Origin of the sequence: Fructilactobacillus frigidiflavus (assembly GCF_044054575.1) — a bacterium.
GTDB lineage: Bacteria > Bacillota > Bacilli > Lactobacillales > Lactobacillaceae > Fructilactobacillus > Fructilactobacillus frigidiflavus.
Window position 1 is genome coordinate 534,521 of record NZ_CP168716.1, and the last position, 11,264, is coordinate 545,784.

Annotated in this window: 10 protein-coding genes; 6 read left to right on the plus strand and 4 right to left on the minus strand. The window is 36.9% G+C overall.

What is annotated here, in order from left to right:
- The first annotated feature begins 79 nt into the window (after window positions 1-79).
- The 3 genes from ACEPSS_RS02675 to ACEPSS_RS02685 are packed head-to-tail and all read left to right on the plus strand — an operon-like array spanning window position 80 to window position 1,355.
- On the plus strand, window positions 80-451 hold the full coding sequence (locus tag ACEPSS_RS02675) for a helix-turn-helix transcriptional regulator (RefSeq protein ID WP_395319944.1): 372 nt from the start codon (window positions 80-82) through the stop codon (window positions 449-451).
- Between the two features lie 16 nt (window positions 452-467).
- Window positions 468-1,064 (plus strand): DUF1054 family protein, encoded by a 597-nt coding sequence (locus ACEPSS_RS02680; RefSeq protein ID WP_395319945.1) that lies wholly within the window; start codon window positions 468-470, stop codon window positions 1,062-1,064.
- An 18-nt stretch (window positions 1,065-1,082) separates the two neighbouring features.
- Complete coding sequence (locus ACEPSS_RS02685) at window positions 1,083-1,355, plus strand: ArsR/SmtB family transcription factor (protein ID WP_395319947.1); 273 nt, start codon at window positions 1,083-1,085, stop codon at window positions 1,353-1,355.
- Window positions 1,356-1,425: 70 nt separating this feature from the next.
- Here the strand turns inward: ACEPSS_RS02685 and ACEPSS_RS02690 are convergent, their stop codons facing one another.
- Together ACEPSS_RS02690 and ACEPSS_RS02695 are read right to left on the minus strand one after the other, a co-directional pair.
- Complete coding sequence (locus tag ACEPSS_RS02690; protein ID WP_395319949.1) at window positions 1,426-2,649, minus strand: MFS transporter; 1,224 nt, start codon at window positions 2,647-2,649, stop codon at window positions 1,426-1,428.
- Window positions 2,650-2,728: 79 nt separating this feature from the next.
- Window positions 2,729-4,312: a PucR family transcriptional regulator gene (locus ACEPSS_RS02695; RefSeq protein ID WP_395319951.1), complete on the minus strand. Its 1,584-nt coding sequence runs from the start codon at window positions 4,310-4,312 to the stop codon at window positions 2,729-2,731.
- A 118-nt stretch (window positions 4,313-4,430) separates the two neighbouring features.
- Here ACEPSS_RS02695 and ACEPSS_RS02700 point away from each other — a divergent pair, with 118 nt between their 5' ends.
- The 3 genes from ACEPSS_RS02700 (at window position 4,431) to alr (ending at window position 8,148) form a co-directional block, all read left to right on the plus strand.
- Window positions 4,431-5,633 (plus strand): Zn-dependent hydrolase, encoded by a 1,203-nt coding sequence (locus ACEPSS_RS02700; protein WP_395319953.1) that lies wholly within the window; start codon window positions 4,431-4,433, stop codon window positions 5,631-5,633.
- Window positions 5,634-5,644: 11 nt separating this feature from the next.
- On the plus strand, window positions 5,645-6,853 hold the full coding sequence (locus ACEPSS_RS02705; RefSeq protein WP_395319955.1) for a pyridoxal-phosphate-dependent aminotransferase family protein: 1,209 nt from the start codon (window positions 5,645-5,647) through the stop codon (window positions 6,851-6,853).
- A gap of 167 nt (window positions 6,854-7,020) precedes the next feature.
- On the plus strand, window positions 7,021-8,148 hold the full coding sequence (gene alr / locus ACEPSS_RS02710; RefSeq protein WP_395319957.1) for an alanine racemase: 1,128 nt from the start codon (window positions 7,021-7,023) through the stop codon (window positions 8,146-8,148).
- A 50-nt stretch (window positions 8,149-8,198) separates the two neighbouring features.
- On the opposite strand, the gene ACEPSS_RS02715 is transcribed toward alr, so the two are convergent.
- Complete coding sequence (locus ACEPSS_RS02715) at window positions 8,199-9,587, minus strand: amino acid permease (protein ID WP_395319959.1); 1,389 nt, start codon at window positions 9,585-9,587, stop codon at window positions 8,199-8,201.
- 237 nt (window positions 9,588-9,824) lie between these two features.
- Window positions 9,825-11,255 (minus strand): NADP-dependent phosphogluconate dehydrogenase, encoded by a 1,431-nt coding sequence (gndA, locus tag ACEPSS_RS02720; RefSeq protein ID WP_395319961.1) that lies wholly within the window; start codon window positions 11,253-11,255, stop codon window positions 9,825-9,827.
- Between the last annotated feature and the right edge of the window lie 9 nt (window positions 11,256-11,264).

Consider the following 11,264-nt stretch of genomic DNA (forward strand, 5'->3'; position numbering starts at 1 on the left):
TTTGCTGAAAAGGCTGGATTGATTTTTAAATAAGGTATAATAGTAGGAGATTATGAATCTCGATGGGAGAATATTGGTAATGGATGTTGCAAATCAATTAAAAAAATTAAGACAAGAAAACGGTTATACCCAAGTTCAACTTGCTGAAAAACTGAACGTGTCGCGTAAAACGGTTTCGAGTTGGGAAAACGGGAGAAATTTACCTGGGATTCCAATTTTAATTGATTTGAGTGAGTTGTATCACGTTACCATTGATAGCATGGTTAAAGAAAATGAACATGCTTACAAGATTAAAGCGGAAAAAGAAAAAACGACCTTGCAAAAATTATGGTTAACGCCCGTTTTAATCGTGGCAATTATAATTTTCATTATGTCTTGCTATTACGTTGTGAAAGATGACGATAGCCAATTTCGTTCATGGCTTATATTATTAGATATATTATTATTTTAATTAACGAGGTGTGAAGATGTTTACTGATGCTGATTTTTTAGTTTTTAATGACCCCACTTTGGATGGACGAATGGATAAAATTCGGGCAACCTTAGATCCTAAATTTGAAAAAATCGCGAAACCGATGTTAAAGGTTTTGGAAACAGCAACTGGAGAAGCATGGTATGCTCATGTTGCCAAACACCGGATGCGGACTTTGAACGCCCCGGATACAACATGGGTCGCTTTTTCGACCAACAAACGTGGTTACAAAATGTTGCCTCATTTTGAACTAGGTTTTTGGGATGATAACCTTTACTTATATTTAGCCGTGGAAAGTAACATGAAACCCAAGCAAACGGATATAATTTATCCTAAGTTACAAGCTTTGGCTAAGGAAGTTGCTAAACTACCTAAGGAATTTGTGCTTAGTCAAAATCACATGGTTAATCAAACTGAACCGTTGACCTCATATGCTGAAATTGTGGAACAGTTTAAAAAGGTAAAAGCGCTCGATGTTTTAGTCGGGGTTAAGATTGAACGTGGCGATGCCCGCTTGGGGACACCGAAGCTTGATGATGACTTGTTGCAAATTTTAAAGACATTGATTTCGCTTTATGAAAAATTAGTTTAAGGAAAGGTGATTTTACCAATGGATCAAGCAAAACGAATTTTGGTTTTTAAAGCACTATCAGATCAAATTCGAATTGAGATTATCAAGTATTTAAAAGAAAATCCAGCTGAAATCACTTGTGGAGAAATTGGTAAAATTATGGGAATTAGTAAAACTTCTGGTTCTTATCATTTTAAAATTTTAGAAGCAGCTGGTTTGATTACCACCCGAAAAGCAGCACGTGAAAAGTATATTAAATTAAATCAAAAGACGATTGAAGCCTACATTACTAATTTTTATAGTAGTTTATAGACAAAAGATCGATATCCTCCGTAGATAGAATACGGGGTTATCGATCTTTTTGTTTTTATTGATTTAGTAATTATTTGTTAGTTGGTTCTACTTTTACAAAGCTGAAACCAAACAAACCAACTAGTAAAATTCCTGCGGCAAAGTAGAATCCGATTGCCATACTTCCGGTTAAATCAATGAAGAGACCAGTTAAATATGGTGCCATGATTGAAGCAATCATTCCAAAGAAGTTATAAACTCCTAAAGTGGTTGATAATTGATTTGCTTTAGCATTTTTGTTTACTAGATAAATCAAAATTGGGTCAATTGACATTTTTCCCGTAAACCCATATACCAAAAGTGATGCAACTAACACGGCATATGAGTTAATTGTCATTCCCACGATTAAGGCAAGGGCTGAAATCGGAACAACGATATATAATAATTTTTTGGGATTTGACATTTTATCATTCATTTTTGCAAAAAGAATTGAGCTAGGAATGGAAGCAAATGGAATGATTGATGAAATCCAGCCAACGCTGGTCCCAGTAATTCCCCGATTAGTAATTAAAAATTGTGGTAACCATGTTAACATGGCAATTTGGCCATAAATGGCAGCGAATAACATGAAGTAAGTAATCACTAGGTTTTTCGTAAATAAAGCGCGAACGTCAATTTTGTTAGTGGTTTTAACCGGTTCATTAAGCTTGTTTGTCTGTGTTTGAACGGGTTTCGTTTTTTTAACGAATAACAAGTACATCAAACCAACTACCACGGTTGGAACAGTAATTACGATAAAAGGTGATGACCAGTTCATGTGGTATTGCAATACTAGAAAACTAGATAGTAGCGTCCCGGTCATTTGTCCAAAGGCTTGACCACAGTTAATTAAAGCTGTCCCAAACGTTAATTTATCACTTGGAATATTTTCTGATGCCAAACTATAAGAAGCTCCGTAAAAAGTTCCTTCACCTAACCCAGTCATTCCCCGCATAATTAGGAAGAGACCAAAGGTGGTTACGATTCCAGAGAACAATGTCATAATTCCGAAGAAGATAAATCCTAATCCAATGACCCATTTTTGCCCAATTTTATCAGCGAGGGCAGCAAATGGAATCTGGGCAATCGTGTACGTTAAGAAGAATAAAGAAGAAACTAGTCCTAAGGAAGCATTGTTAATGCCAAAATAATGTTGAATGTTGGGCATTACCGGATTCAAAATCGTCCGATCAGCATAAATAAAGATCCAACCAATGAAATTTAGTAAAACGATCTTTTTCCATGATTGTTGAAACTGTTTTTGTGTTTTTGTCATTTGAAGCTCCCCTTTACAATGTTTTTCACTAGTATGGGGAGCTTTTTTGCTAAATACACTAGACATTTAGTACAAAAAATTAATCTGATTTTGTGATTTTTAACATATAGAGCCGAATTGCTAACTGTAATTTTTCATTATCAGCAAAGTTATCTAGTTTAAAACCTAAGATTTTTTCTAGCTTGCTAAGCCGGTAGAGAGCGGTGTTTCGGTGGATAAAGAGGCGTTTGGCTAATAAGGAAATTGATTGATTAGCAACGTAATAAACTTCGATGGTTTTAAGAAGTTGTTTACGTTCCTCAGAATTTTTTATTTTCAAAATAGGATTTAAGACTGATTTGATAAAAACGTCAATTTCGTGACTTGGTAATAGTTGTAATAAATCACTAACTTGTTTGGGTTGAAATTGGACAATTGCATGTTTGCGATGATTCAAGGCTGTGTTTAAAGCTTCATCAGCTTCTAAAACTAATTTTTCCACCTTGAATAAAGGACGCTGATTTTTGGTATAACCGATTTTGAAAGTATTGTGAATTTTCTTTTGATTAATAAACTTCAGTAGGTTTTTGAGTTCATGCTCAAAGTCATTAGAATAGGGCATTAAAATAAATAATCTGAAATTCCAAAAAACAGTTTTAATGTCAATTTTTTGCTTAGAAAAATACCAACGGGTTAGTAAAGCCACATTTTGAAGCATCGCATTATGATTAAGGGCGTTAATGGCATTTTTATCTTCAATGGCAAAAGCCACGTATGTTTCCGTTTCACTAAGTCGATTTAGCTTTAGGTTATTTAGAATGGTTTCTTGATCTAAATTTTGGTTAATGATGGTCACAAATAAGTTATTTTGTCGTGTAATTCGATTGTGCTCGTTGATTTGGACCTTCATGTTTTCCAAGCTTAATAGGTTAACGATGTTTTCCAATAATAGTTTTTGTTCAGAATCATTGATGATTTCGTCTTTGATGACTAAAAAACGTCGATTTAAATATTGATCAATTTTGAGTGGTAAAAATAAGAATTGCTGATTTTTCGTTGCAATCATTTGATTGTTTTCCAACTGTAATAAGTCCAATTCCTTAGCTGAAGTTTCTAGTTCATTCTTAAATTCGAACCCACTATCGCTAAAACTGACAATTTCACCAAAAGAATTAAGCAAAAAAACTGCTTTATCAAGTAGCTTAGCGATTTGATTTAAAATGTCATGATCCTTTTTTTCTTTCAAAATTAGTTGTGATAAAGAACTAGTTTGGTTAATAATCTCGGTTAGTTGATCAGTTTGTTGTTCCAAAACGACATGTAATAAATCTCTAACCAGTACCGAAAGCCCAATTTCGGCTGGTAAAAGTAAGATGGGTAATTGGAGTTCGTCGGCTTTCTCGATTACGACTTTCGGAATGATTGGCAAATAACGTTTATCTCGTATCCCAATTGCAGCAGCTTTCTTAGCGTGCATAACTTCAATTAATTCTAGTAAAGCAGGAATATTATCCTTAAAATGAAAGCCAGTGGTCACTAAGAGTTGGCCTTCTACAACATATTCAGAAATATCAGGGGCTTCCATCATTCCAATCGTTGTAACGTTGGTTGTTAAATCAGCACGTTCATTAATCGTTCTAATTTTATTAAATTGGGGCTGAGCTAGTAACTTTTTTAATTGCATAATGGGCCTCCTTTGTGAGTTTTAACTAAAACTGTAAGGATTATTAGGCATAATGACAATGTTTAATGATGCGTTTTCTGACATAATAATAAAAATTACTAAATGGAAGGGAGCTAAAATGAAAAATGAAAATAGATTATTAACCCTCATTAATAAATTCAAACAAATTGGTAAAACACCCGAAAATGGCGTTACCCGTCCAGTCTATGATGAAAACTGGACAAAAGCTCAGTTAGCGTATGCCGATGAAGCAACTGAATTAGGTTTATTTGTATCCGTAGATGAGATGGGTAACGTTTATGCAGCTACAACGGATGATCTTGAAAAACGTCCCGTTATTTTAACTGGTTCGCACATGGATACCGTAATTAACGGCGGTGCTCTAGACGGAACTTATGGTGATTTAGCTAGTTTAGTCGCTGTTGGTAATTTGAAGGACCAGTTAGGACAACCTAAAATTCCTTTAGTATCCATTTCCTTTTCTGAAGAAGAAGGCTCCCGATTTGATGCAACTTTTACAGGTTCGCGGTTTTTGACTAAGCAAGCTGAACCTAATACAGATGATTTACTTGATGCTAATCAAATTGATTTTGCTACCGCCCGAAAGCATGCGGTGGATGAGTTACTTGAAAAGTATCCGAAACAAGGCCCGATTAATGTCCAGCAATATTTAGAACTGCATATTGAACAAGGACCAGTTTTAGAGCATCAAGATTTGGAAATTGGAGTAGTAACCGGAATTGTGGGCCAACGACGGGCTTTGATTACCGTACATGGGGAAACTAATCATGCAGGGACAACCCCAATGGAGATGCGGAGAGATGCTTTGCGTGCAGCCATTCAATTAATTACTAACATTCAGATTTTATTGGACCAACATCCCGAAGTTCGGTATACGATTGGACAATTAAACTTAGAACCTAATATTTCAAATGTTATTCCAGGAAAAGTCATCTTTTCCTTAGATATGCGAAGCGTTGACCAACCTAAATTAAATCAACTTTTTCAAAAGGTTTCTGAATTAGTGGCTGAAATGACCGCCGAATTAGTCCCAACTACTAATGTTAAAGCGACATTAATGGACGAACAATTACAAAAGACGATTAGCAAAGTAACTAATCAGCTTGAGTTATCATCCGCTAAGATGGTCTCAGGGGCCGGACATGATGCCCAAATTATGTCATATCGCGTTCCGACCGGAATGATTTTTGTTCCAAGTATTAAAGGAATTAGTCATGCACCCCAGGAAGCCTCGACGAATGAAAGTCTGATTAATGGATTAAACGTTTTAGAAAAAACCCTCGCTAAATTAAGTTATTAAGGAGAAAAAACATGTCATTAAAAATTACTGATCGACAAATCATGACCCCGGGACCAACGATGGTTGATCCTCGAGTTTTACAAGCAGGTAGCAATCATATTTTAGGCCAATTTGACCCAGCGTTTACTGATATTATGAACGAAAATATGGAATTACTGCGAAAATCATTTCAAACTGAAAACCAATGGACATTCCCAGTTGATGGGGCTTCCAGATCAGGATTAGAAGCAGTCATTAATTCGATTGTTGAACATGGTGATAAAGTATTAATCCCCCGATTAGGTCGGTTTGGTGATTTAGCAGTTGAATTAGCAGTTCGTGCCGGTGGTGAAGTAATCACGATGGATACGGAATGGGGAACTGTATTTGATCAAGATGAAATTATTGCCAAAATGAAAGAAGTTAAACCTAAGTTAGTCGCAATTGTGCATGGTGAAACTTCAACTGGAAGATTACAACCAGTTGATAAGTTAGGGAAAGCAGCCAAAGAACTCGGCAGTTTTACGTTAGTTGATGCCGTTGCTAGTTATATGGGAGTTAGCATTCCCGTTGATGAATGGGAACTTGATGCAGTCGTTGGAGGCGCGCAAAAATCGCTATCTGCTCCTGCAGGAATTACTCCCTTGACCTTTAATGACCGGTTCGCGGAACAAATTTTACAGCGAAAACGAGTTGAAGCAGGGGTTGTTAATCAAGATTCTGAAATTTCAGAAAACTTTATTAATTCTAACTACCTTGATTTGACGCAATTGATGGATTATTGGTCACCAGCTCGTTTAAATCATCATACTGAATCAACGGTTTTAAACTACACTTTAAATGAAGCCCTTCAAATCGCAGTTAATGACGAAGACTTGGAAAATCGTTTTGCTAGACAAAAAGATAATCAAACAATTTTGAAAGAAAGTTTAAGAGCATTGGGGCTAGAAATTTTTGGGGATGAAGATCACGAAATGCCTAATATGGTAGCTGTTAAAATTCCTGATGGGGTAAATGGCGATGAACTTCGTGCTACCTTGTTAAATGATTACGGAATTGAAATTTCTTCAAGTTTTGGACCAATGGCGGGTAAGATTTGGCGAATCGGTTTAATGGGCTACGTTGCTCAAAAACACTATGTTTTAAGATTCCTTTCAATTTTTGCCAATGTTTTAGCGCAAGCTGGAGTAGAAGTAGATACGAAAGCGGCCCTTGATTATGCAACTAAGGCCTATCATTAATTGAATGTTTAACTAAAGTGATTGAATTTTAGATAAATTCAATCACTTTTTGTTTGCCTATATATAATAAAATTTAACCAGATGAGATGAAACGTCACACCAAGCCTAGCTTTTTATCAAAAATCCTTCTAGACTTAGCTTAACTTAGAAGAAGGAAGGTTGATATCATGGTTGTCGGAGTGCATCGAGTTGCCCAATTAGAAATTAATCAAGCTGCGTTACAACATAATATTGCAGCAATTAAGTCAATATGGACTAAACAAAAATTACTTTTGGTAGTTAAAGCCAATGCTTATGGTCACGGAGCGGTTCAAGTTGCTAAAGTTGGTAAAAAAGCCGGGGCAGATGGTTTTTGTGTCGCTCTTTTAGATGAAGCACTTGAATTACGCAAAGCTGGCTTAGTCGATGATCCCATTTTAGTACTTGGCGTAACTGATCTTGATGCAGTATATGTCGCGCAAAAGTATGACATTTCTTTAACCGTGACATCAGTTGAACTTCTACAGTCCATTCATGAAACCTTCAAGACTTTTGGCAATCAAAAGCCGATTAGAATTCATCTTCCAATTGATACGGGAATGGGAAGATTAGGTTTACGTAAATTAGCTGACATTGAATCATATATTGATATTTTAAAACGATATCCAGATGAGTTTGTGTTTGAAGGCATGTTCTCGCATTTTTCAACGTCTGATGAGGTTGATCAAAGTTATTTTAATCAACAAGTAGAAAAATTTAAAAAAATTTTGGCTAAATTGGATGAATTACCACCTTACGTTTCCCTTGCTAATTCTGCTGCTGCGATTTGGCATCCCGAATTAAGTAAAATTTCCAATACAATCCGCTATGGAATTTCAGCATGTGGAATTGATCCTTCTGATGCTAATTTAAAATTACCCTTTGAATTGGAAGAAACCATGAAGTTAACTTCGGAATTAGTTTACGTTAAACAGGTGGGTCCTAATGAATCAATTGGCTATGGGGCAACCTATACTACGAGTGAGTCAGAGTGGATTGCGACAATTCCAGTTGGCTATGCGGATGGTTATTCGCGTAGAATGGCTGGTTTCTATGTATTAGTCGATGGGCAAAAAATGCCAATTGTTGGTCGCATTTGTATGGATCAGTTAATGATTAGATTGTCTAAAGCGTATCCAGTAGGGACTAAAGTGACGTTAATGGGAACAGATCGTGGCGAACAAATTTCAGCACAAGCCATTGCTGATCAGTGTGGCACAATTCCGCATGAAATTTTTTGTAACTTTTCGGTCCGATTGCCACGAGTTTATCATTAGAAAAAAGGACCATTCACTAAAATTTGTGAATGATCCTTTTGTTAGTTAACTTATTTAGTTTCTTTACGATTGCTCCTAATCTTTACCAGGTAAAGAACTGAAATCCAAATAATTGAACCGATTAAGGCAATTAAGGAAGTCGTTTGGAAAAGCAATACAATTGCGACAAAGGCTAGGAAAGCTAGAACTAGGTAGCTTGAGAATGGGTACCAAGGCATCTTGAAGCTTAATTGATCTGCTTTACCAGCTTGGTCAACTTGTTTCCGGTATTTGATTTGCGCCAAAATAATTAAGGCCCACATAAATAGGAAAAGGGTAGTTGAAATACTAGCGATGAAGACGAAGACCCCTTTCGGAATTAACAAGTTTAGTAAAGTGGCAGCGGCCACCACCAAAATGGAAAAGGTAATCGCATTTTGGGGAATTTTACGTTTAGATAAAGTTCCTAATTTCTTCGTAAGTTTTCCATTACTATCGTTGGTCATGGAAAACATCATCCGACCAGTCGTGTAGATGGATGAGTTACAAGCTGAAGTAGCGGCGGTTAAAACCACAAAGTTAATGATTCCAGCTGCTCCAGTAATTCCGATGTTTTTAAAAACTTCTACGAATGGACTAGCATCGGGATTAATGGTGTGCCAAGGAATCACACACATGATGGCAGCTAAAGCACCAATGTAGAATAAAATGATTCGAAATGGAACGGCATCAATGGCCTTAGGAATCACATGAAGCGGATCTTTAGTTTCACCAGCAGTCATTCCGACCATTTCGACCCCAGTAAGGGAGAAAACGACCATTTGGAAGGAAAGGGCGAAACCTTGCCAACCGTGACCAAAGAACTTGTGGGTGTAAAGATTACTGATTGAGGCATGGCCAGCTGGCGTTTTGTAATTAACAATCACCAGAAAAATTCCGACTGCAATAATTACACAGATGGCAATGATTTTAATTAAGGCAAACCAGAATTCCGTTTCACCGTAGGCCGCTACGTTGATAATGTTCAACATGTAGATGATGGCTAAAATTACTAATCCGGTAAACCACGTCGGAACGCCTGGAAACCAATAGTTGATATAAATTCCAGCCGCCGTAACTTCAGCAATTGCTCCAATTATCCAACACATCCAGTAGGTCCAACCAGCGACGAATCCAGTAGTGGTTCCAAGATATTTGGCAACTGGTTCAATGAATGAATTAGCTGATAAATCGGAAAGTAACAGGGTTCCTAAAGCTCGCATGATGAAGAAACACATAATTCCGGTAATTGTATAAGCTAACAGAATTGATGGACCAGTTAAACTAATTGATTCGCCAGATCCCAAGAACAATCCAGTTCCGATGGTTCCACCGAGAGCGATTAATTGAACATGTCGATTTTTAAGTCCACGAGACATTTTTTTATCATTATTGTTTGTATGATCTTGCGCTTGTGCCATGAAAAAATTCTCCTTAGTTGATAACTATGTAATGAAGCTCACAAGTATGTAATTATATACTTCACTACTGGTAATTTCTACGTTTGGTGTCACATAACGTTACATCTAAATAATTGATGAATTTACGTAAAAAACACTCTAATTCAGTCATAGCAGGTGATTGAAGAATGTCACTAAAACTAACATCATAAAAAAAGACTGACACGAAGTCAGTCTTTTAAAATTAATGTTTAATTTTTATTGTTCAACGTACCATGGGTAATGGAAGTTACCTGGACGGTCAGTACGTTCGTAAGTGTGAGCACCGAAGTAATCACGTTGTGCTTGTAACAAGTTAGCAGGAAGAACTTCTGCACGGTATGAATCAAAGTATGAAACAGCAGCTGCCAATGAAGGAACTGGAATACCGTATTCAGTAGCAAAGGCTACAACTCGACGAGCTGAATCTTGGTACTTGTTAGCGATATCGCTAAAGAATGGATCCATTAACAAGTTAGCAAGAGTAGGGTTCTTTTCAAAGGCTTTAGTAATTTCGTCTAAGAATTGAGCACGGATGATACATCCTTCACGCCAGATTTGAGCAAGTTCGCCGTACTTAAGACCCCATTTGTAGTTGTCTGAAGCCATACGCATTTGTTCGAAACCTTGAGCGTAACTCATGATTTTACCAAAGTATAAGGCTTGACGCATATCTTCAACGATATCATCGCTACCAAACTTAGGTTTCTTAGCTGGTCCATGAAGTACTTTAGAAGCAGCAACACGTTCGTCTTTTAACATTGAAACGAAACGTGCGTAAACTGATTCAGTAATAACTGATTGAGGAGCACCTTCGTCAAGGGCATCTTCTGATGACCATTTACCAGTACCTTTGTTAGCACCACGGTCAAGAATCATGTCAACGATTGGCTTGTTCTTGTCGTCACCTAAGTCATCTTTTCTAGTTAAGATGTCAGCAGTGATTTCGATAAGGTAACTGTTAAGTTCACCCTTGTTCCAGTCAGAGAAGATTTTTGCTAGGTCATCAACTGAGTAACCAGCAGCATTTCTAAGAATGTTAAATACTTCATCGATTAATTCTTCATCACCGTATTCGATACCATTATGCACCATTTTTACGTAGTGACCAGCACCATTAGGTCCGATGTAAGCAACACAAGGTTTGCCATCTTCGGCTTTAGCAGCAATCTTTTCTAAGATTGGAGCAACACGGTCATAAGCTTCTTTTTGACCACCGGGCATAAGTGAAGGACCTTGTAAGGCACCAAGTTCACCACCAGAAACACCCATTCCGATAAAGTTAATACCAGATTTTGCAAGTTCTTCGTTACGAGCAATTGTGTCGTGGAAGTTAGTGTTACCACCATCAATAAGAGTGTCACCCTTTGATAATAGTGGAAGAATTTCGTTAATAACTGCATCAGTTGGTTTACCAGCTTTAACCATCATTAAGATAGTACGTGGTGTTTCAATTGATTCTACGAAATCTTTAAGATCGTATGCAGGAACTAAGTGTTTGTCACTGTGATCCTTCATAACTTGTTCAGTTTTAGCAGCAGAACGGTTGTAGATAGCTACAGTGTATCCGCGACTTTCGATGTTAAGGGCAAGGTTTTTACCCATAACAGCCATACCAATAACTCCGATATTTGCTTTTTTGTCAGTCATAATATGCCT

Bases quoted from the DNA above. Each gene is read 5' to 3' on its own strand.
- ACEPSS_RS02675 (WP_395319944.1), top strand. From the start codon at position 80: ATGGATGTTGCAAATCAATTAAAAAAATTAAGACAAGAAAACGGTTAT.
- ACEPSS_RS02680 (WP_395319945.1), top strand. From the start codon at position 468: ATGTTTACTGATGCTGATTTTTTAGTTTTTAATGACCCCACTTTGGAT.
- ACEPSS_RS02685 (WP_395319947.1), top strand. From the start codon at position 1,083: ATGGATCAAGCAAAACGAATTTTGGTTTTTAAAGCACTATCAGATCAA.
- ACEPSS_RS02690 (WP_395319949.1), bottom strand. From the start codon at position 2,649: ATGACAAAAACACAAAAACAGTTTCAACAATCATGGAAAAAGATCGTT.
- ACEPSS_RS02695 (WP_395319951.1), bottom strand. From the start codon at position 4,312: ATGCAATTAAAAAAGTTACTAGCTCAGCCCCAATTTAATAAAATTAGA.
- ACEPSS_RS02700 (WP_395319953.1), top strand. From the start codon at position 4,431: ATGAAAAATGAAAATAGATTATTAACCCTCATTAATAAATTCAAACAA.
- ACEPSS_RS02705 (WP_395319955.1), top strand. From the start codon at position 5,645: ATGTCATTAAAAATTACTGATCGACAAATCATGACCCCGGGACCAACG.
- alr (WP_395319957.1), top strand. From the start codon at position 7,021: ATGGTTGTCGGAGTGCATCGAGTTGCCCAATTAGAAATTAATCAAGCT.
- ACEPSS_RS02715 (WP_395319959.1), bottom strand. From the start codon at position 9,587: ATGGCACAAGCGCAAGATCATACAAACAATAATGATAAAAAAATGTCT.
- gndA (WP_395319961.1), bottom strand. From the start codon at position 11,255: ATGACTGACAAAAAAGCAAATATCGGAGTTATTGGTATGGCTGTTATG.